Source organism: Conyzicola lurida, from assembly GCF_014204935.1.
Taxonomy (GTDB): Bacteria; Actinomycetota; Actinomycetes; order Actinomycetales; family Microbacteriaceae; genus Conyzicola; species Conyzicola lurida.
This window is the reverse complement of the sequence record NZ_JACHMJ010000001.1, coordinates 1,570,841-1,593,033: the sequence shown is the minus strand read 5'-3', so window position 1 is coordinate 1,593,033 and position 22,193 is coordinate 1,570,841. Positions and strand designations below refer to the sequence as shown.

At 70.3% G+C, this 22,193-nt stretch carries 19 protein-coding genes; 17 read left to right on the top strand and 2 right to left on the bottom strand.

The features are described from left to right. The 13 genes from HD599_RS07675 (at position 1) to rpe (ending at position 15,821) form a co-directional block, all read left to right on the top strand. Positions 1 to 1,326, top strand: coding sequence for a dihydroorotase (locus tag HD599_RS07675; protein ID WP_184235539.1), 1,326 nt, complete (start codon positions 1 to 3; stop codon positions 1,324 to 1,326). Continuing rightward, entirely contained in the window at positions 1,319 to 1,828 is a 510-nt protein-coding gene (locus tag HD599_RS17960) for a PH-like domain-containing protein (protein ID WP_184235537.1), read from the top strand. The genes HD599_RS07675 and HD599_RS17960 overlap by 8 nt, the downstream gene beginning before the upstream one ends. After that, positions 1,825 to 2,982, top strand: a complete 1,158-nt coding sequence (gene carA / locus HD599_RS07665; RefSeq protein WP_184235534.1) for a glutamine-hydrolyzing carbamoyl-phosphate synthase small subunit — start codon at positions 1,825 to 1,827, stop codon at positions 2,980 to 2,982. The genes HD599_RS17960 and carA overlap by 4 nt, the downstream gene beginning before the upstream one ends. Next, on the top strand, positions 2,982 to 6,284 hold the full coding sequence (gene carB, locus HD599_RS07660; protein WP_184235531.1) for a carbamoyl-phosphate synthase large subunit: 3,303 nt from the start codon (positions 2,982 to 2,984) through the stop codon (positions 6,282 to 6,284). Before carA ends, carB begins: the two co-directional genes overlap by 1 nt. After that, positions 6,281 to 7,132 carry an orotidine-5'-phosphate decarboxylase gene (gene pyrF / locus HD599_RS07655; RefSeq protein ID WP_184235528.1) on the top strand — a complete coding sequence of 284 codons (852 nt, stop codon included), beginning with the start codon at positions 6,281 to 6,283 and terminating at the stop codon, positions 7,130 to 7,132. Before carB ends, pyrF begins: the two co-directional genes overlap by 4 nt. After that, positions 7,129 to 8,025, top strand: coding sequence for a guanylate kinase (gene gmk / locus HD599_RS07650; RefSeq protein ID WP_184235525.1), 897 nt, complete (start codon positions 7,129 to 7,131; stop codon positions 8,023 to 8,025). Before pyrF ends, gmk begins: the two co-directional genes overlap by 4 nt. A 47-nt stretch (positions 8,026 to 8,072) precedes the next feature. Continuing rightward, complete coding sequence (gene rpoZ / locus HD599_RS07645) at positions 8,073 to 8,333, top strand: DNA-directed RNA polymerase subunit omega (RefSeq protein ID WP_184235522.1); 261 nt, start codon at positions 8,073 to 8,075, stop codon at positions 8,331 to 8,333. Positions 8,334 to 8,355: 22 nt separating this feature from the next. After that, on the top strand, positions 8,356 to 9,540 hold the full coding sequence (gene coaBC / locus HD599_RS07640; RefSeq protein WP_184240448.1) for a bifunctional phosphopantothenoylcysteine decarboxylase/phosphopantothenate--cysteine ligase CoaBC: 1,185 nt from the start codon (positions 8,356 to 8,358) through the stop codon (positions 9,538 to 9,540). Between the two features lie 68 nt (positions 9,541 to 9,608). Next, the gene (metK, locus tag HD599_RS07635) at positions 9,609 to 10,805 is read left to right on the top strand and encodes a methionine adenosyltransferase (RefSeq protein WP_184235519.1); all 1,197 of its coding nucleotides are present in this window, start codon (positions 9,609 to 9,611) and stop codon (positions 10,803 to 10,805) included. A gap of 2 nt (positions 10,806 to 10,807) precedes the next feature. After that, positions 10,808 to 12,778: a primosomal protein N' family DNA-binding protein gene (locus HD599_RS07630; protein WP_184235516.1), complete on the top strand. Its 1,971-nt coding sequence runs from the start codon at positions 10,808 to 10,810 to the stop codon at positions 12,776 to 12,778. A gap of 102 nt (positions 12,779 to 12,880) precedes the next feature. After that, on the top strand, positions 12,881 to 13,801 hold the full coding sequence (gene fmt, locus HD599_RS07625) for a methionyl-tRNA formyltransferase (protein WP_184240446.1): 921 nt from the start codon (positions 12,881 to 12,883) through the stop codon (positions 13,799 to 13,801). Further along, positions 13,798 to 15,162, top strand: a complete 1,365-nt coding sequence (locus tag HD599_RS07620) for an RsmB/NOP family class I SAM-dependent RNA methyltransferase (RefSeq protein WP_184235513.1) — start codon at positions 13,798 to 13,800, stop codon at positions 15,160 to 15,162. Before fmt ends, HD599_RS07620 begins: the two co-directional genes overlap by 4 nt. Then, positions 15,162 to 15,821 (top strand): ribulose-phosphate 3-epimerase, encoded by a 660-nt coding sequence (gene rpe, locus HD599_RS07615; RefSeq protein ID WP_184235510.1) that lies wholly within the window; start codon positions 15,162 to 15,164, stop codon positions 15,819 to 15,821. The genes HD599_RS07620 and rpe overlap by 1 nt, the downstream gene beginning before the upstream one ends. A gap of 50 nt (positions 15,822 to 15,871) precedes the next feature. On the opposite strand, the gene HD599_RS07610 is transcribed toward rpe, so the two are convergent. Next, positions 15,872 to 16,357, bottom strand: a complete 486-nt coding sequence (locus HD599_RS07610) for a hypothetical protein (protein ID WP_184235507.1) — start codon at positions 16,355 to 16,357, stop codon at positions 15,872 to 15,874. 83 nt (positions 16,358 to 16,440) lie between these two features. Between HD599_RS07610 and HD599_RS07605 the strand changes: the two genes are divergently transcribed. The 4 genes from HD599_RS07605 to HD599_RS07590 all read left to right on the top strand — a co-directional run bounded on the left by HD599_RS07605 (position 16,441) and on the right by HD599_RS07590 (position 21,140). Continuing rightward, a complete protein-coding gene (locus HD599_RS07605) occupies positions 16,441 to 17,415 on the top strand; it encodes a nucleoside hydrolase (RefSeq protein WP_184235504.1) in 975 nt (324 codons plus the stop codon). Positions 17,416 to 17,422: 7 nt separating this feature from the next. After that, entirely contained in the window at positions 17,423 to 18,832 is a 1,410-nt protein-coding gene (locus HD599_RS07600; protein WP_184235501.1) for an 8-oxoguanine deaminase, read from the top strand. A 244-nt stretch (positions 18,833 to 19,076) separates the two neighbouring features. Continuing rightward, entirely contained in the window at positions 19,077 to 19,451 is a 375-nt protein-coding gene (locus HD599_RS07595) for an FKBP-type peptidyl-prolyl cis-trans isomerase (RefSeq protein ID WP_184235498.1), read from the top strand. A 213-nt stretch (positions 19,452 to 19,664) separates the two neighbouring features. Then, complete coding sequence (locus tag HD599_RS07590) at positions 19,665 to 21,140, top strand: S8 family serine peptidase (protein ID WP_184235495.1); 1,476 nt, start codon at positions 19,665 to 19,667, stop codon at positions 21,138 to 21,140. 27 nt (positions 21,141 to 21,167) lie between these two features. Here HD599_RS07590 and HD599_RS07585 read toward each other — a convergent pair whose 3' ends face one another. Further along, positions 21,168 to 22,121 carry an LLM class flavin-dependent oxidoreductase gene (locus HD599_RS07585; RefSeq protein ID WP_221420455.1) on the bottom strand — a complete coding sequence of 318 codons (954 nt, stop codon included), beginning with the start codon at positions 22,119 to 22,121 and terminating at the stop codon, positions 21,168 to 21,170. Positions 22,122 to 22,193: the final 72 nt, after the last annotated feature.

Genomic DNA, 22,193 nt, shown 5'->3' with positions numbered 1-22,193 from the left:
ATGACCATCCTTATCCAGGGCGCAACGCTGCCGAACGGAACCACCACCGACCTCCTCGTCGAGGGCGGCACCATCACCGAGACCGGTTCCGGCCTCTCGTCGACGGGCGCCACCGTCGTCGACGCCGCGGGCCTCACCGCTCTGCCCGGCCTCGTCGACCTGCACACCCACCTCCGCGAGCCCGGGTTCGAGCAGAGCGAGACGGTGCTCACCGGCTCCCGCGCCGCCGCCATCGGCGGTTTCACGAGCGTGTTCGCGATGGCGAACACCAGCCCCGTCTCCGACACCGCCGGCGTCGTCGAGCAGGTCGCGTCGCTCGGTGCCGAGCACGGCTACGTGACCGTGCGCCCCATCGGCGCCGTCACCGTCGGCCTCGCCGGAAAAGCCCTCTCCGAGATCGGCGCCATGGCCGGTTCGCGCGCCTCCGTGCGCGTCTTCTCCGACGACGGCATCTGCGTCTCGGACCCGCTGCTCATGCGCCGCGCACTCGAGTACGTGAAGACCTTCGACGGCGTCATCGCCCAGCACGCGCAGGACCCGCGCCTCACCGAGGGCGCCCAGATGAACGAGGGCGCGCTGTCGAGCGAACTCGGACTCGCCGGCTGGCCCGCCGTCGCCGAAGAGTCGATCATCGCCCGCGACGTGCTGCTCGCCCAGCACGTCGGAGCGCGCCTGCACATCTGCCACCTCTCCACCGCCGGCAGCGTCGACGTCATCCGCTGGGCGAAGGCCCGCGGCATCGACGTCACGGCCGAGGTCACCCCCCACCACCTGCTGCTCACCGAGCAGCTCGTGCGCGGCTACGACTCGCGCTTCAAGGTCAACCCGCCGCTGCGCCGCGACGAGGACGTGCTCGCCCTGCGCGAGGCCCTCGCCGACGGGACCATCGACATCGTCGCCACCGACCACGCCCCGCACCCGCTCGAAGCCAAGGAGTGCGCCTGGGACGAGGCCGCCAACGGGATGGTCGGACTCGAGTCGGCGCTGAGCGTCGTGCAGGCGGCGGTCGTCGACACCGGCTACCTGTCTTTCGAGGATGTCGCACGCGTGCTCTCCTCGAAGCCGGCAGAGATCGGACGCCTGGCCGGGTACGACACCGCCTTCGCCGTCGGCAGCCACGCGAACTTCACCCTGTACGACGCCTCGGCGAGCCGCGAGTTCGGCGTCGAGCACCTGCACGGCAAGAGCATCAACTCGCCCTACCTGTCGCGCACGCTGCCGGGCCAGGTCATCGCGACGATCCACGACGGCTACGCGACCGTGCTCGACGGCGAACTCGTCGACGCGGCCGAGGTCGCCGCCCAGGCCGGTGCGCCGCGTGGATAAGCAACTCTCGGCGACGCTCGTCATCGCCTTCCTGGTTCTCGCTCTCGCGCTGCTCGCCCTCGGCTGGCGTGCCCGCAAGCGACGACAGAGCGCCCTCGCCGCCCCGCAGCAGCCCCCGGCCGACCTGGGCGAGCGGCTCGGGTCGTTCCCCGGCTACTACGTCTCGACCACGCTCACCGGCGACCGCCTCAACCGGGTGGCCGTGCGCGGCCTCGGCTTCCGGGCGAAGACCGACGTGCAGGTCTCTCGCGCCGGGGTCGTCATCCCGATCGCGGGGCAGCTCGACACCTTCATCCCGGCCGGCGACATCACCGCCGTCGAGCGTGCCACCTGGACCATCGACCGCGTCGTCGAGCCCGACGGCCTCACCATGATCCGCTGGGGCCTCGCCGAGTCCTCGGTCGAAAGCTACTTCCGCGTGAACGACCCCGAGGGCTTCATCGCCGCCCTCGCAACCCTCAGCCCCCTCCGTCCGGAACCAACAGAAAGGGACTCGAAGTGACGAGCATTCCCACCCCCGCCGTCTTCGTCCTCGAGGACGGCACCCGCTACACCGGCCGCGCCTACGGCGCCCTCGGCCGCTCGCTCGGCGAGGCTGTCTTCGCCACCGGCATGACCGGCTACCAGGAGACCCTCACCGACCCGAGCTACGCGGGCCAGATCGTGCTCATGACCGCGCCGCACATCGGCAACACCGGCATGAACGACGAAGACCTCGAGTCGAGCCGCATCTGGGTCGCCGGATTCATCGTGCGCGACCCCTCCCGCGTCGTCTCCAACTTCCGCTCGCAGCGCACCCTCGACGACGACCTCGTCGAGCAGAACGTCGTGGGCATCAGCGGCGTCGACACCCGCGCCATCACCCGCCGCCTGCGTGACTCGGGCGCCATGCGCTCGGGCATCTTCTCGGGCACCGACCTCGAGCTCAGCGACGACGAGCAGCTCGAGATCGTGCGCGCCGGCCGCGACATGCGCGGCCTCAACCTCTCCGGCGAAGTCTCCACCCAGGAGGCGTACGTCGTCGAGGCCATCGGCGAGAAGATCGGCAACCTCGCGGTCCTCGACCTCGGCGTCAAGACCTCCACGCTCACCTACCTGTCGCAGCGCGGCTTCGACGTGCACGTCCTGCCGCAGAGCGTCTCGCTCGAGGAGGTGCTCGCCATCAACCCGGTCGGCGCCTTCTACTCGAACGGCCCGGGCGACCCCGGTGCCTCCGACCAGCACGTCGAACTGCTGCAGGGCATCCTGCGCGAAGGACTCCCGTTCTTCGGCATCTGCTTCGGCAACCAGTTGCTCGGCCGCGCCCTCGGCTTCGGCACCTACAAGCTCCCGTTCGGCCACCGCGGAATCAACCAGCCGGTCGTCGACGTCGGAACCGGCCGCACCGAGATCACCAGCCACAACCACGGTTTCGCGGTCGACGCGCCCATCGGCGAACCCACCGAGTCGCCCGCCGGCTTCGGGCTCGTCGAGGTGAGCCACGTCAACCTCAACGACAACGTCGTCGAAGGCCTCAACGCCCTCGACATCCCCGCGTTCAGCGTGCAGTACCACCCGGAGGCCGCCGCCGGCCCCCACGACTCCAACTACCTCTTCGACCGCTTCCGCGACCTCGTTCTCGCGAAGCAGGCAACCAGCACTGAAGGAAACAACTAATGCCCAAGAGGGAAGACATCACGTCGGTACTGGTCATCGGTTCCGGCCCCATCGTGATCGGCCAGGCGGCCGAGTTCGACTACTCGGGAACGCAGGCATGCCGCGTCCTCCGCGAAGAGGGCGTGCGCGTCATCCTCGTCAACTCGAACCCTGCGACCATCATGACCGACCCGGACTTCGCCGACGCCACCTACATCGAGCCGATCACCTGGCAGGTCATCGAGACCATCATCGCCAAGGAGAAGCCCGACGCGATCCTGCCGACGCTCGGCGGCCAGACCGCGCTCAACGCCGCGATCGACCTGCACAACCACGGCATCCTCGAGAAGTACGACGTCGAACTGATCGGCGCCAACTTCGAGGCGATCAACAAGGGCGAGGACCGCCAGATCTTCAAGCAGCTCGTGCTCGATGCGGGGGCGGATGTCGCGAAGAGCTACATCGCGCACACCGTGGACGAGGCCGTCGAGTTCGCGGAAGACCTCGGTTACCCGCTCGTGATCCGCCCGTCCTTCACCATGGGCGGACTCGGGTCAGGCTTCGCCTACGACCGCGAGGAGCTCGTCCGCATGGTCGGCGACGGCCTGCACCAGAGCCCCACCACCGAGGTGCTGCTCGAGGAGAGCATCATGGGCTGGAAGGAGTACGAGCTCGAGCTCATGCGCGACACCGCCGACAACACGGTCGTCGTCTGCTCGATCGAGAACGTCGACCCCGTGGGAGTCCACACCGGCGACTCGATCACCGTCGCCCCCGCCCTCACCCTCACCGACCGCGAGTACCAGAACCTGCGCGACATCGGCATCGACATCATCCGTGCCGTGGGCGTCGACACCGGCGGCTGCAACATCCAGTTCGCGATCGACCCGGCCAACGGCCGCGTCATCGTCATCGAGATGAACCCGCGCGTCTCGCGCTCGTCGGCCCTCGCCTCGAAGGCGACGGGCTTCCCGATCGCCAAGATCGCCGCGAAGCTCGCCATCGGCTACCGTCTCGACGAGATCGACAACGACATCACCAAGGTCACCCCGGCCAGCTTCGAGCCCACGCTCGACTACGTGGTCGTCAAGGTGCCCCGCTTCGCCTTCGAGAAGTTCCCCGCCGCCGACACCACGCTCACCACCACCATGAAGTCGGTCGGCGAGGCGATGGCGTTCGGCCGCAACTTCTCCACCGCCCTGCAGAAGGCGCTGCGCTCGCTCGAGAAGCGCGGATCCTCCTTCCACTGGCGCTACGAGCAGCGCGACAAAGCCGCCCTGCTCGAACTCGCCAGCGTGCCCACCGACGGCCGCATCGTCACCGTGCAGCAGGCGCTCGTCGCCGGCGCCACGGCCGAGGAGGTCTTCGAGGCCACCAAGATCGACCCCTGGTTCATCGACCAGATCGTGCTGATCAACGAGGTCGCCGCCGCCGTCTACGCGGCCGAGAACCTGGACGAGGCCACCTTCCGCTACGCGAAAGACCACGGCTTCAGCGACGCCCAGATCGGCGAGATCCGCGGGCTCGACGAGGCCGCCGTGCGCGCCATCCGCTACGGCCTGAATGTGCGCCCGGTCTTCAAGACGGTCGACACCTGCGCCGGCGAATTCCCGGCCCTCACGCCGTACCACTACTCGAGCTACGACGTCGAGACCGAGGTGCGCCCCAGCGACCGCCGCAAGGTCATCATCCTCGGCTCCGGACCCAACCGCATCGGCCAGGGCATCGAGTTCGACTACTCCTGCGTGCACGCGAGCTTCGCTCTCAGCGACGCCGGGTTCGAGACGATCATGATCAACTGCAACCCCGAGACGGTTTCCACCGACTACGACACGAGCGACCGGCTCTACTTCGAGCCGCTGACCCTCGAGGACGTGCTCGAGATCGTGCACGCCGAGAGCCAGAGCGGCGAGCTCGTCGGCGTCGTCGTGCAGCTCGGCGGCCAGACCGCCCTCGGTCTCGCCCAGGGCCTCAAGGACGCCGGCGTTCCGATCCTCGGCACGACGCCCGAGGCGATCGACCTCGCCGAGGAGCGCGGTCTGTTCTCGAAGATCCTCGAGGACGCCTCGCTCATCTCGCCGAAGAACGGCACCGCCACGAACGTGGCCGAGGCCGTCGCCATCGCCGAGAACATCGGCTACCCGGTGCTCGTGCGTCCGTCGCACGTTCTCGGCGGCCGCGGCATGGAGATCGTCTACGACACCGAGTCGCTGTTCGACTACTTCGAGCGCGTCAAGGACATCGTCATCATCGAGCCCGGTTCGCCGCTGCTCGTCGACCGATTCCTCGACGACGCCATCGAGATCGACATCGACGCCCTCTACGACGGCGAAGAGCTGTACATCGGCGGCATCATGGAGCACATCGAGGAGGCCGGTGTGCACTCCGGCGACTCGGCCTGCACGCTGCCGCCCGTCACGCTCGGCCGCGACGTCATCGACCGCGTGCGCACCGCCACCCTCGGCATCGCCCAGGGCATCGGCGTGCGCGGCCTGCTCAACGTGCAGTTCGCCATCGGCCAGGGAATCCTCTACGTGCTCGAGGCCAACCCGCGCGCCAGCCGCACCGTGCCGTTCGTCTCCAAGGCGCTCGGCATCCCGCTCGCGAAGGCTGCCGCACTCGTGATGGTCGGCGAGAGCATCCGCTCGCTCGTCGACTCGGGACTCCTGCCCGCGCAGGACGGCTCGGTCGTGCCGATGGACTCGCCGGTGGCCGTCAAGGAGGCCGTGCTGCCCTTCAAGCGCTTCCGCACCAAGGAGGGTCACGTCGTCGACTCCGTGCTCGGCCCGGAGATGCGCTCCACCGGCGAGGTCATGGGAATCGACCGCGACTTCCCCAAGGCGTTCGCCAAGAGCCAGGAGGCCGCGTACGGCGGACTCCCGAACTCGGGCAGTGTCTTCGTCTCCGTCGCCGACCGCGACAAGCGCGCGATCATCCTGCCGATGCTGCGCATGAGCCAGCTCGGCTTCGAGATCCTCGCCACCGAGGGAACGGCCGAGATCCTCAGCCGCAACGGCATCCCCGCGCGGATCGTGCGGAAGTACTTCCAGGGCCAGGTGCACGTCGAGGGCGAACCGACCATCGTCGACCTGATCAACCAGGGCGAAGTGGATGTCGTGATCAATACGCCGAGCGGACGCAGCGCGCGCGCGGACGGCTACGAGATCCGCACCGCCACGGTCGCGGCCGACAAGCCGCTGTTCACCACCATCGCGCAGCTCGCCGCGGCGGTCGCGTCGTTCGAGGCCGTGCGCGAGCCCTTCGACGTGCGATCGCTGCAGGACTACGCGATCGACCGCGCAGAGCGCCTGGCGAACGTATGACCGTGAGTTTCGGCACCCGGCTCGCGGAGGCGTTCGTCTCCTCCGGCAGGCTCTGCGTGGGCATCGACCCGCACAGCTACCTGCTGGGGGAGTGGCAGCTCGCCGACTCCGCCGCCGGTGTGCGGGACTTCGGCCTGCGCGTGGTCGAGGCAGCGCACGGCCGGGCCGCGATCATCAAGCCGCAGGTGGCGTTCTACGAGCGCCACGGGTCCGCGGGGTACGCCGCTCTCGAGGACGTCCTGGCCGCGGCCCGCGCCGCGGGGCTGCTCGTGATCGCCGACGTCAAGCGCGGCGACGTCGGCACGAGCGTCGAGGCATACGGCGAGGCGTGGCTCACGCCCGGGTCGCCGCTCGAGTCCGACGCCATGACGATCAGCGCGTTCCAGGGCGTGGGTTCGATCCGCGCGCCGCACGAGCTCGCCCTCGCCGGCGGCAAAGGACTGTTCGTGCTCGCGGCCACCTCGAACCCCGAGGCGGCCCTGTTGCAGCGTGCTGTCGTCGATACCGGACAGTCGGTGGCGGCGAGTATCGTCGGAGACGTGCACGACTGGAACACTTCTGAAACCACTGCGGGCCCCAGCGGCCTCGGATCGACCGGCGTCGTCATCGGCGCCACCGTCGGCCTCGCGGACTACGGCATCACCGCCGGAGCGCTGTCGACCACGCCGATCCTCGCGCCCGGCTTCGGCCACCAGGGCGCTCTCGTCTCCGACGCGACCACGCTGTTCGGAGCGGCATCCGGCAATGTCATCGTGAGCGCCTCGCGCAGCATTCTGGCGGCCGGTCCGTCCGGAATCGCCGACGCCGTCGAGACGCAGTCCCGCGAGATCGCCGAGGCGTTCGCATGAGCCCGCGACCCGCACCGCCCGAGGTCGACCGCGTCGCGGCGGCCAAGGCGGCCGTTGCCGCCCGTCGTGCCCGTGCCGCGGTGAAGAACTCTGTCGCCGACCGCTCGCGCACCGCGCTCGACGTCGCCGAAACGGGCTGGAACGACCCCGCCAGCGCGGAAGCCACCCTGCGCGTCACCGAACTGCTGACCAGCATCCCCACGCTCGGCCCGACCCGGGTCGCCAAGCTCATGGACACCCTCGCGATCTCCGACCGCAAGCGCGTCGGCGGGCTCGGCTCACGGCAGCGCGTCAAGCTGCGCGAGTACCTCGTGACACGCGCGGGCGGCGAGCCGGCGAGATTGGTCGTTCTGGCCGGTCCGACGGCGGTCGGCAAGGGCACGGTCTCGGCGTATATCCGCGAGAACTACCCCGACGTGCTGCTCAGCGTCTCGGCGACAACGCGCTCGCCCCGCCCCGGCGAGGTCGACGGTGTGCACTACTACTTCGTCAGCGACGAGGAGTTCGACCGCAAGATCGCCGCGGGAGAACTGCTCGAGTGGGCGACCGTGCATAACTCCTACAGATACGGCACTCCGCGGCCCCCGATCGACGAAGCACTGGCAGCCGGACGGCGCGTACTGCTCGAGATCGATCTGCAGGGAGCACGGCTCGTGCGGCAGGCGATGCCGGAGGCGATCCTCGTCTTCCTGCTCCCTCCGACGTGGGAAGAACTGGTGCGCCGGCTCATCGGCCGGGGCACCGAGGACGCCGCCGAACAGTCGCGCCGACTCGAGACCGCGAAGGTCGAAATGGCCGCGCAGGACGAGTTCGACGTCAAGGTCGTCAACCACGACGTCAGCGAAGCGGCCCGGGAAGTCGTAGAGTTGATGGCAGTGCCGATTTCCCACTGAGGGTCGCGCACGCCCACTTTCCCTATTTCCCCTACAAAGGAGCACTAATGGCTGACAAGAACAGCGGAATCATTGACCCGCCCATCGACGAACTGCTGTCGAAGGTCGACTCCAAGTACCAGCTCGTGATCTTCGCTTCGAAGCGCGCGCGCCAGATCAACAACTACTACGCCGACCTGCACGAAGGAAGCCTCTTCGACAACGTCGGACCGCTCGTCGACTCGACCATCGAGGACAAGCCCCTGTCGGTCGCGCTGCGCGAGATCAACAACGACAAGCTCGAGCTCAAGCGCCTCAGCGGCGAATAAGCCCGTTCCTCCAGTGACCGTCTTGAACGTCGTCGTCGGTATCACCGGCGGTATAGCGGCGTACAAGGCGGTCGCTGTCGTTCGTGCCCTGGTTCTCGCCGGGCACGACGTGCACGTCATCGCGACCGAGGCGGCGCTGAAGTTCGTCGGCAAGCCCACACTCGAGGCGATCAGCCGCAACCCGGTGAACACCGACCTCTACGAGGGTGTCGCGCAGGTGCGCCACGTGGCCATCGGCCAGGCGGCCGACCTCATCGTCATCGCCCCGGCCACGGCCAACTCGATCGCGAAATTCGCGGCCGGCATCGCCGACGACCTGCTCGGCAACACCCTGCTCGCGTCGACCGCTCCCGTCGTCATCGCTCCGGCGATGCACACCGAGATGTGGCAGAACCCCGCCACGGCCGCCAACATCGCCACGCTGCGCTCCCGCGGCGTGCACGTGGTCGGCCCGGCGGTCGGACAGCTCACCGGCGCCGACAGCGGGCCGGGGCGGATGAGCGAGCCCGACGATATCGTCGCCGCCGCGCTCTCCGTGGTGACCGTCAAAGACCTCGCGGGCAAACGCATCGTCGTCACGGCCGGAGGCACGCGCGAGGCCCTCGACCCTGTGCGCTTCATCGGCAACCGGTCGAGCGGCAAGCAGGGCCTCGCCATCGCCCTGGCGGCTGCCGCGCGCGGTGCGGACGTCACGCTGATCGGCGCCAACCTCGAAGTGCGGCCCGCGGCATCCACGGGTCTCCACGTCGTCGACGTGTCGTCGACCCTCGAACTCGAGGCTGCGGTCACCGCTGCGGCCCCCGGCGCCGACGTCGTCGTCATGGCTGCCGCCGTCGCCGACTACCGGCCCGAGACCGTGGCGCAGAGCAAGATCAAGAAGGAGACGCAGGGCGACACCCTGCAGCTCACGCTCGTCAAGAACCCCGACATCCTGCGCGGGCTGGTCGAGTCGCGGCGTGAAGGCCAGATCATCGTCGGCTTCGCGGCCGAGACCGCCGAGGACCGCGAGGCGCTCGTCGAACTCGGCCGGGCAAAGGCCGCGCGCAAGGGCGCCGACTATCTCGTCCTCAACAGGGTGGGCTGGACCGAGGGTTTTGCCACAGACGGTAACGCCATCATCATCCTCGATGCGGCCGGCGTTATAGTGGGCGAGGCCGCCGGGAGTAAGACGTCGGTGGCTGCTCCTATCCTCGATCTGTTGACCTGAGCCGCGCGCTCTCGTCCATTCACCACCCGCTCGTAAATACCCGTCAGCACCCAGCCAGAGGCTAATCAATGAGTACCGCACTGCGTCTTTTCTCGTCGGAATCCGTGACCGAGGGCCACCCCGACAAGATCTGCGACCAGATCTCCGACAGTATTCTCGACGCCCTCCTCGAGGTCGACCCGCACGCCCGCGTCGCGGTCGAGACCCTGGTCACCACCGGCCTCGTGCACGTCGCCGGCGAGGTGACCACGAGCGGCTACGTCGACATCCCCACGATCGTGCGCAAGCGCATCTCCGACATCGGCTACAACTCGTCCGACGTCTGGTTCGACGGCCGTTCCTGCGGAGTCTCGGTGTCGATCGGCGGACAGTCGCCCGACATCGCGGCCGGTGTCGACCACGCGCAAGAGACCCGCGAAGAGTCGAGCGGCGACCTCGACGACCTCCAAGGTGCCGGCGACCAGGGGATCATGTTCGGCTACGCCACGACCGAGACCCCCGAGCTCATGCCGCTGCCGATCTGGCTGGCGCACCGCCTTGCCGAGCGGCTCGCCTTCGTGCGCAAGTCCGGACTCGTCGACTACCTGCGCCCCGACGGCAAGACCCAGGTCACCATCGGCTACGACGGCGCCGTCCCACGCACGGTCGAGACGGTCGTCGTCTCCACGCAGCATTCGCCGTCGATCGGTACGACCGAACTGCGCGCGCAGATCGAGGAGCTCGTCATCCGCCCCGTGCTGTCGACCATCGCGCTCGACTCGAACAACGTGCGCATCCTGATCAACCCCACCGGCGTCTTCCACATCGGCGGACCGCAGGGCGACGCCGGCCTCACCGGCCGCAAGATCATCGTCGACACCTACGGCGGGGCATCCCGTCACGGCGGCGGCGCCTTCAGCGGCAAGGACCCCTCGAAGGTCGACCGTTCCGCCGCGTACGCGCTGCGCTGGGTCGCCAAGAACGCCGTGGCCGCCGGTCTCGCCGACCGCCTCGAGGTGCAGGTGGCGTACGCCATCGGCAAGGCGGCGCCCGTGGGCCTCTACGTCGAGAGCTTCGGCACCGCCCACGTCAGCGAAGACACCATCATCGACTCGATCAACTCGGTCTTCGACCTGCGCCCGAGCAAGATCATCAGCGAACTCGACCTGCTGCGCCCCATCTACGCCGAGACGTCGACCTACGGCCACTTCGGCCGCGAGCTTCCCAACTTCACCTGGGAACGCCTGGATCGCGTCGACGCGCTGCGCCGCGCGGCCAAGCTGTAGCCATGACCCCCGCATCCGTGGCCCGGGTGCTCATAGATTCACCGCTGCCCCAGCTCGACCGGTTGTTCGACTACGGCATTCCCGAGTCACTGCGCGAGAGCGCGGTGCCCGGGGTGCGCGTGCGCGTTCCGCTGCGCTCCGCCGGCCGGGTCGCCGACGGCTTCATCGTCGAGATCGCGCCTCCCGGCGACTACACGGGTGTGCTCAGCGAGCTGGAGGAAGTCGTCTCGACCATCCCGGTGCTCACCCCCGAGGTCTGGGCGCTCGCCCGTAAGGCCGCCGACCGCGCCGCCGGCAACGCGAACGACATCGTGCGCCTCGCGGTGCCCGGGCGTCAGGTGCGGGTCGAGAAGGCGTACCTCGCGGCGTCTCCCGAACCCCTCGCCGCGCTGAGGCCGCCGGCACCGATCCACGGCTACGGCGGCGGAGTGGTGGAGACCGTGATCGCCGCGCGCGGCCGCCTCGCGATCGACGCCGTGCCGCTCGTGGCCGAGGTCGAACCCGGCGTCTGGGTCGGCGAGTGGGCCGTCACGATGGCAGCGTCGGCCGCCGCGACCCTCGCCGGCGGAGCGACCGCGATCCTCGCCGTCCCCGACTACCGCGACCAGGAACAGCTCGCCGCCGCCCTTGCCGCGATCCTGCCCGCCGAGCGCATCGTGCGCCTCGACGCCAGACAGTCGAACCCCGACCGGTACCGCGCCTTCCTGCGCTGCCTCTCCGACGACCCGGTCGTCATCATCGGCAACCGCTCGGTGGTCTACGCGCCCGCCGCGAACCTCGGACTGATCGGCATTTGGGACGACGGAGACCCGCTGCACAGCGAACCGCTGAGTCCTTACGTGCACGCCCGTGACGCCGCACTCGTGCGGCAGGAGCTGCAGGGAAGCGCCCTGATCTTCTTCGGCCACGCCCGCAGCACCGAGGTCGAACGGCTGGTCGAACTCGGCTGGGTGCGCTCGCTCGCCCCGCAGCCCGCCGTGCTGCCGAAGATCGTGCCGACGGCCCAGCAGTCGTCGGAGGACCGCCTCGCCGCGCAGGCACGCATCCCGTCGACCGCGTGGCGCGAGGCGAGGGCGGCGCTGGAGTTCGGGCCCGTCCTCGTGCAGGTCGCCCGCCCCGGGTACGCCCCGCGGCTCGCCTGCGCCGACTGCAAGCGCAATGCGCGCTGTATGAAGTGCGAGGGGCCTCTCGGCCAAAAGACCTCGCGCTCGACGCCCGCCTGCGGCTGGTGCGGTGCGCTGGCCGTCGACTGGAAGTGCTCCAACTGCGAGGGCGAGCGCCTGCGTTTCGTCGGATCCGGCGCCGGGCGCACGGCCGAAGACCTGGGCCGGGCCTTCCCCGGCGTGCGCATCATCGTGGCCGACGGCGAACGCCCCATCCTCACCGTCGGCGCGGAACCGGCGCTCGTCATCGCCACGCGCGGCGCCGAGCCCGTCGCCGCGGGCGGCTACCGGGCAGTCCTGCTGCTCGACGGCGAGAGCATGATCGCCCGCGAGAGCCTGCGCGTCGCCGAGGACTGCCTGCGCTGGTGGTCGAACGCGGCCGCCCTCGCCGCCCGACGCGCCCCGATCGTGCTCGTCGGGGTCGGCGGCGCCCTGGCCTCCGCCTTCGTGACCTGGCGACAGGCCGACTTCGCGCGCGCCGAACTCGCCGACCGCCGCGCCCTGCGCTTCCCGCCCGCCGTCCGTGTCGCGACCGTCACCGGAACGATCGACGCCGTGGCCGGCGCGATCGCCACCCTCAACGTCGAGGGTGCGGACATCCTGGGGCCGGTCGACGTCGAGGGCGGGGGAGTGCGCACGATCGTGCGCTTCGACTACGCGCACGGCGCCGAGATCGCGAGCGGCCTGCGCTCCGAAGTCGTGCGCTCGGCGGCCAACCGGCGCCGCGCGATCGGCAAGGCGCCGCGCGGGCCGATCCCGGTGAGCCTGCGGGTGCGGCTCGACGACGTGGAGCCGTTCCTGGAGCAGTAGCGGCGAGCGGAATGAGCCTGCCGAAATCCGGCGACGGTCGGCGCCCGTCGGCATTTCGACAAGCTCAATGCGCGGATGGGGGAGAATGAACCAATGACTTCCCTGCGCCTCGTGTTCGCCGGCAGCCCCGCGGCGGCCGTGCCCAGTCTCGCCACCCTCGCCGCGTCGCGGCACGAGGTGGCGGCCGTGGTCACCCGCGAGGACTCCCCGCAGGGGCGCCGCGGCATCCTCACCCCCACGCCCGTCGCGGCCCTCGCCGATGAACTCGGTATCGCGACCATCAAGGCCAACCGGCTCGCCGGCGACGCCACCGAGGCCATCACCGCGGTGCAGCCCGACCTGGGCGTCATCGTCGCGTACGGCGGACTCGTGCGCGAGCCCCTGCTCAGCGCACCGCGTCTCGGCTGGATCAACCTGCACTTCTCGCTCCTGCCCCGCTGGCGCGGCGCGGCCCCCGTGCAGCGCTCCATCATCGCGGGCGACGACCTCACCGGTGCCACGGTCTTCCAGCTCGTGCCCGAGCTCGACGCGGGCGACGTCTTCGGCCAGTTCACCCAATCGATCGGGTCGCACGAGACCGCCGGCCACCTGCTCGCGTCGCTCTCCGACTCGGGCGCCGAACTGCTCGCCCGCGTGGTCGACGCGATCGCCGACGGCGACGCGCGCGCCGAACCGCAGGTCGGCGACGTCACGCTCGCCCCCAAACTCACCCTCGCCGACGGCAACGTCGACTTCACCCGGCCGGCCCACGACGTGGTCAACCTGATCCGCGGCGTCACCCCCGAGCCCGGTGCGTTCACCACCCTCGACGGCGCGCGGCTGAAAATCCTCGACGCCGCCATCGCCCGCGACGCCCCGCGTCTCGAGCCCGGCCGTTTTTCCCTGGAAGGCAAGATCATCCTCGTAGGCACCGCAACCGACCCCGTGCAGCTCGTCACGGTCCATCCCGCCGGCCGCAAGGCGATGGCGGCCGGCGACTGGTGGCGTGGCCGTCCCGCCGACGCCGCGGTGGTCGCCGAATGAGCGCCGTGCAGCCCGCGCGCCGCATCGCGCTCGACGTGATCCTCGCCGTACGCGAGTCCGACGCCTACGCGAACCTCCTCCTGCCCGTGCGCCTGCAGCGTGCCAAACTCTCCGAGGCCGACGCGGGACTCGCCACCGAGCTGACCTACGGCACACTGCGACGCCAGGGCTACTACGACGTCGTCATCTCCATCGCGGCCGGGCGCCCGGTCGATAAGATCGACCCCGCCATCCTCGACGTGCTCCGCCTCGCCTGCCACCAGCTGCTGAGCATGCGGGTCGCCCAGCACGCCGCAGTCGACGAATCGGTGCAGCTCGCCAAGACCGTCGGTTCCAACTCCGCCACGGGCTTCGTCAACGGAGTTCTGCGCACGATCACGCGCAGCACCGTCGACGAGTGGCAGGAACGCGCCCTCGCCACCGCGAAGAACGACGACGAGCACCTGGCCATCCTGCACTCGCACCCCGTCTGGATCATCCGGGCCTTCCGCGCGGCGCTGGCCGCCGAGGGCCGCGCCGACGAGATCGCCGACCTGGTCGAGGCCGACAACGTCGCCCCGCGGGTGAGCCTCGTCGCCCTGCCCGGCAACGCCACGGTCGAGGAACTCGACGCCTACGCCAGCACCTTCTCGCCGGTCGGCGCGACGCTCGACGGGGGAGACCCGCTCCAGCTCGAGGCCGTCCGCACCGGACGCGCCCGCGTGCAGGACGAGGGATCCCAGCTCGCCGCCCTCGCGCTCAGCCGCTCCCGCCCGATCGTCGCCGGCGAGCGCTGGCTCGACCTGTGCGCCGGCCCCGGCGGCAAGGCGGCCCTGCTCGCGGCCGAGGCCGCCGTCGGCGGAGCGACCCTCGTCGCGAACGAGGTCGTGCCCGCCCGCGCCGAACTCGTGCGCAAGGCCCTCGCCGTCTTCGAACCGGCCCCGGTGGTCTGGGAACTCGACGGCACGACCGTCGGCGACGACCACGCCGAGGAGTTCGACCGCATCCTCATCGACGCCCCGTGCACCGGCCTCGGCGCGCTCCGTCGCCGCCCCGAGGCCCGCTGGCGCAAGTCGCCCCGGGACGTGGCACATCTCTCCGGCCTGCAGTCGAACCTGCTGAACGCCGCCATCGCGGCACTCAAACCCGGCGGCATCCTCGCCTACGTCACCTGCTCGCCCCACCTCGCCGAGTCGAAGGTCATCGTCGAGGGCGCGATCAAGAAGTGGGGGTCCGCCATCGAGCGGGTCGACACCCCCGCCGTGCTCGGCACGATCACCGAGTCGCAGCTCGACCTGCCGGAATCCCTGCACGCCCAGCTCTGGCCGCACCGCCACGGCACCGACGCAATGTTCATCCAGCTGATCAGTAAGGCCGAGTAATGCCCGTTCGCATCAACCCCAGCATCCTCGCCGCCGACTTCGCCAACTTCGAGCGCGAACTCGGCCGCATCTCCACCGCCGACCTCGTGCACGTCGACATCATGGACAACCACTTCGTGCCCAACCTCACGTTCGGTCTCGCCATGACGGAGCGCCTGCAGGAGCTCTCGGCGATCCCGCTCGACGTGCACCTGATGATCGACGACCCCGACCGCTGGGCCCCGGGCTACGCCGAACTCGGCGCCTACTCGGTCACCTTCCACGCGGAAGCGGCGAAGGACGCCGTTTCGCTCGCCCGCACGCTACGCGACATCGGCGCGCGGGCCGGAATCGCCATCAAGCCCGGCACGCCCGTGGAGCCGTTCCTCGAGCTGCTGCCCGAGTTCGACCAGGTGCTCGTGATGACCGTCGAGCCCGGATTCGGCGGCCAGAGCTTCATCGAGTCGACGATGCCGAAGCTCGGACTGCTGCGCGAAGCGGTCACGAAGACCGGCCTCGACGTCTGGCTGCAGGTCGACGGCGGCATCACCGCCGACACGATCGTCATCGCGGCCGAGGCCGGCGCCGACACGTTCGTCGCGGGCTCCAGCGTCTTCCGCGGCGAACCCGCCGAGCAGATCGCCACCCTGCGCGCCGCGGCGACGGCGCACGCCCACTAGTCCTCGTCGCGGATGCGCTTGCCGTCCTCGTCGAAGACGCGGCGCACCGCTCACGGCTTCGGGTCTGAACCCCGGCTCGACCCGTCCGGGCCGAGCAGGTACGAACGCACGGAGGCGACAGTGCCGGGCAGAGCCAGAACGAGGCTCAGCACGATCAGAACCCACGCGGGTGCGCTTCGGCGGCCGGAACCGACGAGAGCGAGCATGTCCCCATCCGTCCACACCCCGGTGAGTACAGCGACCAGCCCGAAGGCAATCGAGCCGGCGAAGATCAGCCCCGCGCGTCCCGGAGACGTCCTGACCGCGGGAGCCGCGAAGACGACCCAGACCGTTCCGACGAGAGTGCAGGCCACCCCGACGACCAGGCAGGCGCCGACGGCCAACCACGCCACGACGTCGAACCCCCACCCCGAGAAGACCCACTGCGGATCCCACCGGGCGTCGTGGCCGAGCTGGAGGCCCAGAACGCCCACCAGCAGCCCGACGACGAGGAGCCCGAGAGCACGGACCCGCACGGACTTCCACCACTTGGCCACTCCGCGAGCATAACTCGCCGAAATCGCCGCGAAACAGCAACACCCTACGATCGATCCATCACCCACTGAAACACCGGAGCACCATGACCACCGCACGCGCCCCCTACTACCTCGACTGCGACACCGGCATCGACGACGCCCTCGCCATCGGCTACCTGCTCGCCGCCGCCGCCGACGAGACCGCCGGCATCGAGATCGTCGGCATCGGATCCGTCTCCGGCAACGTCTCCGCGTCGGTCGGCGCGTACAACACGCTCGACCTGCTGGCTCTCGCCGGCGCCGCAGGCATCCCCGTCGCGATCGGTGCCCACGACCCGCAGGGCGGCAGCTTCCGTGGCGGTGCACCCCACGTGCACGGCGCGAACGGCGTCGGCGACGTCGAGATCGACAAGTCCGACGTCGCCGTCTCCGCGGAGTCGGCCGCCGAGCTGCTCGTGCGTCTCGCCCACGAGCACGAGGGCGAACTCCGCGTCATCGCCATCGGACCCCTCACCAACATCGCCGAGGCGCTGCGCCTCGACCCCGAACTGCCCGGCCTGGTGAAAGAACTCACCCTGATGGGCGGCGCGGCCCGCGTGCCCGGCAACATCACGCCCGTCGCCGAGGCCAACATCGCCAACGACGCGGATGCCGCGGCCGAGGTCTTCGCCGCGGAATGGTTCATCACCATGGTGCCCCTCGACGTCACGATGACCAACGTGTTCCTCGAGCACCACCGCCAGACCCTCATCGACTCGGGCCGCCCGGTAGCGACCGCTCTCGGGCACATGCTCGACTACTACTTCGAGTTCTACGTCGGGGTGTACGGCCACCGTGCCTCGGCACTGCACGACCCGCTCGCCGTCGCGATCGCACTCGGCGAGGTCGCGCTCAAGACCGCCCCGGTCGTCCGTGTGCTCGTCGACGACACCGCCGGTCCCGGCCGCGGCCAGACCATCTGCGACCTGCGCGGCTCGTACAACGGCTTCCCCGAGCAGTCGAACGCCCACACGCGTGTCGTGCTCGAACTCGAGAGCGACTTCGCCCCCGTCCTGCTCGCCCGCCTGCTCACCGCCTAGGAGAACCATGCAGCGCACGATCATCTCCGGGGCGACCGTCGCCACCGTCGACGCGAACGGTACCGAGTACCCCGACGGCTGGGTCGTTTTCGACGACGCGACGATCGTCGGCGTCGGCGGGGGAGTCCCGCCCGAGTGGGCCGTGCGCGGCCTCACCCCGTCGGGCGAGACCCCGGCCGTGCCGCCCACGATCGAGCTGGTCGACGGCACGGGCCACCTGCTCACCCCCGGGCTGATCAATACGCACCACCACCTCTACCAGTGGCTCACCCGCGGCTGGGCACAGGACTCGATCCTGTTCGACTGGCTGGTCGCGCTCTACCCGGCCTGGTCGATGATCGACGCCGAGCTGGTCGAGTCCGGCGCGGAGGCGGCGATCGCCGTGCTCGCCCGCTCGGGCTGCACGACCGTCGCCGACCACCACTACGTCTTCCCGAAGGACTCCGGAGACATCCTCGGCGGCATCATCGCCGCCGCGACCCGGGTCGGCGTCCGGCTGCACGGCACCCGCGGGTCGATGGACCTCGGCCGCTCGCAGGGTGGCCTCCCGCCCGACTTCGCCGTCGAGACGACGTCCGCGGCCCTCCAGGCCAGCGCGGACGCCGTCGCCCGCTACCACGACCCCTCGCGCGAGGCGATGGTGCAGATCGCGATCGCGCCGTGCTCGCCGTTCTCGGTGACCTCCGACCTGCTCTCCGAAGCGGCCGTGCTCGCCCGGTCGCTCGACGTGCGCCTGCACACGCACGGTTCCGAGACCGTCGAGGAAGACGCGTTCTGCCTGGAGAAGTGGGGCAAGACCCCCACGCAGTACCTCGACGACCTCGGGTGGCTGGGCAACGACGTGTGGATGGCGCACTGCGTGCACCTCGACGACAGTGCCATCGGGCGCTTCGCCGCCACCGGAACCGGAGTCGCGCACTGCCCGTCGTCGAACGCCCGCCTCGCCGCCGGGATCGCCCCGGTGCCGCAACTGCTCGCCGCCGGCGTCCCGGTCGGACTCGGCGTCGACGGAGCCGCCTCCAACGAGTCGGGACAGCTCGGTAGCGAGATCCGCCAGTCCGTGCTGATGAACCGTCTCCGCGCGGGGGCCGACGGCATGACCGGTCGCCACGGCCTCTACATCGCCACCATGGGCGGCGCGCGCGTACTCGGCCGATCGGCGGAACTCGGCTCGATCGAGGTCGGCAAGCTCGCCGACCTCGTGCTCTGGAAGGTCGACAGGGTCGAACACGCCGGCATCGCCGACCCGGTCGCCGCGCTCACCCTCGGCGCCCAGCCGCCGGTCACCCGGTCGTTCGTGCACGGCCGCACCGTCGTGGAGGACGGCGAGCTCACCCGCGTCGACGAGCGTGCCGTCGCCCGCGCCGCCTCCACCGCGGCCACCGCCCTCGCCGTGCGGGCCGGAGTCGCCGCCTAGCCCCGCGTGCCCGCCACCGTAGAGCGCCCCGCGCCCCCGCCCCACGTCGGAAATTCAGGAACTCCTGCACGCTGAGCGCCGCCCGGCTGCGGAGGTCCGCGACGGCAGGGCCGGGTGCGCGTCGGACTTCCTGAATTTCCGAACCCGCCGCTCGCCCCGCCGCCCCCGCGCGGCCCGATTGCGCCGTGGGCGGACGGCCGCGGCATCCGTGTTTCGGGGCTCCTCGATCTGCTTGGATGGTCGCATGACAGATTCACCGAAAACCAAGCCCGAAGTCGAGTTCTACGAGGGCCCCGAGCCCACCGAGCTCGTGATCATTGACATCGAAGAGGGCACCGGCGCGGAAGCCCAGCCCGGCGCGACCGTCGACGTGCACTACCTCGGCGTCGACTTCGAGAGCGGCGAAGAATTCGACTCCAGCTGGAGCCGTGGCCAGTCCATCAACTTCCCCCTCGGCAGCCTCATCGCCGGCTGGCAGCAGGGCATCCCCGGCATGAAGGTCGGCGGACGCCGCCAGCTCATCTGCCCGCCCGAGCTCGCCTACGGTCCCGTCGGTGGCGGACACCGCCTCTCCGGGCGCACCCTCACCTTCGTGATCGATCTGCTCGGCACGAAGTAGCACCACCCCTCCCGAAGCCCGGCCGTCTCGCGACGGCCGGGCTTCGTCCGTTAGTGGCACGTGTCCGCCTAAGTGCCGACTGTCCCCCGAAGAGGGGGTGCCCTAGCGTTGATTCCGAGGAAGTCCCGAGTTTCCGGGCGCAGAACCGCCGCTCACCCGGGGATCCCGCGCCATGGTCGCTCTCCGCACGGACATCCCTGGATGAGGAGCACAATGTCGTTGTACCCCGTGAAAGCCCGTCTCACCGCCTGTTTGGCGGTCGGCGCCGTCGTCTCGTTCGGCATTCTCGTGCCGACGGCCGCCCAGGCCGCGGAGGCCACCAAACCCGCCCCGGTCGTCGAGATCGTGCGTGGCGACGTGATGAACTACGCCGTCAACGTCACGCGCGCCAACAACGGCCAGACCAAGAAGGTCGAGCGCGCCGTGGTCGCCGCCGGCGGGCACGTCATCGCGAGCTATCCGCAGATCGGCGTGGTCATCGCGCAGTCCGACAACACGCTCTTCCGCGAGGGGCTGGCCGGGCAGCAGGGGGTCGAGTCCGTCGGCGCAACCCGCACCGCGCCGGTCGCACCCACCGACCCGACCTACGGCATCGTCGAACCGGTCGCGACGACCGACAGCCTGCAACGCCGCGCCGCGGTCACCAAGGACGAGGGCGTCGAGGGCCACCGCGAGGTCGTGCCCGACCCGTCCGAGTCGCTCCAGTGGGACATGGCCGCGATCGGCGCCGACCAGGCGCACCAGATCACCGACGGCGACAAGAAGGTGCTCGTCGCAGTGCTCGACTCCGGCATCGAGGCCACGCACCCCGACCTCGCCGCGAACGTCGACCAGTCGAAGTCCGCCGGCTGCCTCAGCGGCGTCGCCGACGGCAGCTACGAGTCGTGGCAGCCGACGACCAGCTCGCACGGCACCCACGTCGCCGGCACCATCGCCGCGGCGCGCAACGGCGTCGGCATCGCCGGTGTCGCCCCGGCCGTGCGGGTCTCGGCGGTCAAGGTCGTGAGCGACGACGGGTTCATCTACCCGGAGGCCGCGATCTGCGGCTTTATGTTCGCCGAAGCCAGCGGTGCCGACATCACCAACAACAGCTACTACATCGACCCGTGGCAGTTCTGGTGCGACAGCGACCCCGACCAGCGTGCCGTCAAAACCGCGGTCGACCGCGCCGTGCAGTACACCCAGCAGAAGGGCGTTTTGAACGTGGCAGCGGCCGGCAACTCGGCGATGGATCTGGCCAACAAGGTCGAGGACGATTCCAGCCCGAACGACACCGTGCCCGTCGTGCGTCCGATCGACGCCGGCTGCACCGACATCCCCGCCGAACTCGACGGCGTCGTGACGGTATCGTCGACCACCTCCACCGGGGCTCTCTCGAGCTTCTCCAACTACGGGCTCGGTGTCATCGACATCGCGGCTCCGGGTTCGGCGATCCTGTCCACCGTGCTGAACGGCGGCTACGGCACGTCGTCGGGAACGTCGATGGCTTCGCCGCACGTGGCCGGCGTGGCCGCGCTGCTGCAGTCGACGCACCGCCGTGCGACGGGCAGCCAGCTCGCCGACCTGCTCTACGCGCAGGCCAACGACGTCGCCTGCCCGGCCGGCGTCACCGCGTGTGCCGGCACCCCGGCCGACAACGGCTACTTCGGTGCCGGTCTCGTCGACGCGCTCGAGGCGGTGCAGCGCTAGCCCGCGACACAGCGGCGCTGCTCGAGTTCAGAGCAGCGCCGCCAGCCCGTCGAGAGCCGCGAAGGGATCCGGCCCCGCCGGGATCAGCACGACGCTGTGCGCCCCGGCGGCGAACAGCTCGTCGCGACGGGCGCGCGCGGCCTCGGCCGTGCCGACGACCGCGAGCCGGTCGACCCACTCGTCCGGCAGCGCCGCACCGAATTCCTCGGGCGACGCCACCGACGCGCGGAGGGCCGCGAACTCCGCGGCGAACGGCAGCGGCTCGATGTGCGGCCGCCAGTCCGGCTCGCCGATCCAGCCGAGCGCGGAACGCGCCGTGTCGCGGGCGATTGCCGGGTCGGGATGAACCGCGCCGACGTTGTACGCGACGACCCGGTGTCCTCCTGCCGGAGCTATCTGCGCCAGCGCCGTCGCGAGGTACTCGGGGGTGACGGGTTCGGCGAGCACGGTGCCGTCCGCGACCCGGCCCGAGAGGGCGAGCGACTTCGGTCCGCGCACGCCGGCGAGCACGAGCGGGGGAGCCTGCGGGGGCGTCTCCAACGCGACATCCCGCAGTCGTACGTATCGGCCCTCGGTGCTGACCCTCGCGCCTGCCAGCAGCCCCTTCATCGCGTCGACGGTCTCTTCGAGAAGGGTCAGCGGGCTGGCGGGCCACGCGCCGACCTGACGCATCCACCCCGGCATGCCGTGGCCGACGCCGATCGTCGTGCGCCCCGGGAACAGCTCGGCCAGCGTCGCCGCATCCAGGGTGGCGAACGCCGCATTGCGCGCCGCGGCGGGCAGGATGCCGATGCCCACGTGGATGCGAGAGGTGACGGCGAGGGCGACGGCGGCCTGCGCGATGCCGCCGCGGAAGAAGCAGTCCTCCACGACCCACAGTTCGTCGAAGCCGAGGTCCTCGGCCGACCGGGCGAACTCGGCGAAACGGGAGGCGGGGAGGTCCCGGGGCAGCATGACACCGGTTGCGCGATCGTTGAGCATGCCGCCCAGTGTAGATAAGACGGGGTTTCCTCGCTATCGCGCCGGGCAGCGCCTAGCGTGGAGTCAAAGGAC

Bases quoted from the DNA above. Each gene is read 5' to 3' on its own strand.
- HD599_RS07675 (WP_184235539.1), top strand. From the start codon at position 1: ATGACCATCCTTATCCAGGGCGCAACGCTGCCGAACGGAACCACCACC.
- carB (WP_184235531.1), top strand. From the start codon at position 2,982: ATGCCCAAGAGGGAAGACATCACGTCGGTACTGGTCATCGGTTCCGGC.
- pyrF (WP_184235528.1), top strand. From the start codon at position 6,281: ATGACCGTGAGTTTCGGCACCCGGCTCGCGGAGGCGTTCGTCTCCTCC.
- gmk (WP_184235525.1), top strand. From the start codon at position 7,129: ATGAGCCCGCGACCCGCACCGCCCGAGGTCGACCGCGTCGCGGCGGCC.
- rpoZ (WP_184235522.1), top strand. From the start codon at position 8,073: ATGGCTGACAAGAACAGCGGAATCATTGACCCGCCCATCGACGAACTG.
- metK (WP_184235519.1), top strand. From the start codon at position 9,609: ATGAGTACCGCACTGCGTCTTTTCTCGTCGGAATCCGTGACCGAGGGC.
- HD599_RS07630 (WP_184235516.1), top strand. From the start codon at position 10,808: ATGACCCCCGCATCCGTGGCCCGGGTGCTCATAGATTCACCGCTGCCC.
- HD599_RS07620 (WP_184235513.1), top strand. From the start codon at position 13,798: ATGAGCGCCGTGCAGCCCGCGCGCCGCATCGCGCTCGACGTGATCCTC.
- rpe (WP_184235510.1), top strand. From the start codon at position 15,162: ATGCCCGTTCGCATCAACCCCAGCATCCTCGCCGCCGACTTCGCCAAC.
- HD599_RS07605 (WP_184235504.1), top strand. From the start codon at position 16,441: ATGACCACCGCACGCGCCCCCTACTACCTCGACTGCGACACCGGCATC.
- HD599_RS07600 (WP_184235501.1), top strand. From the start codon at position 17,423: ATGCAGCGCACGATCATCTCCGGGGCGACCGTCGCCACCGTCGACGCG.
- HD599_RS07595 (WP_184235498.1), top strand. From the start codon at position 19,077: ATGACAGATTCACCGAAAACCAAGCCCGAAGTCGAGTTCTACGAGGGC.
- HD599_RS07590 (WP_184235495.1), top strand. From the start codon at position 19,665: ATGTCGTTGTACCCCGTGAAAGCCCGTCTCACCGCCTGTTTGGCGGTC.
- HD599_RS07585 (WP_221420455.1), bottom strand. From the start codon at position 22,121: ATGCTCAACGATCGCGCAACCGGTGTCATGCTGCCCCGGGACCTCCCC.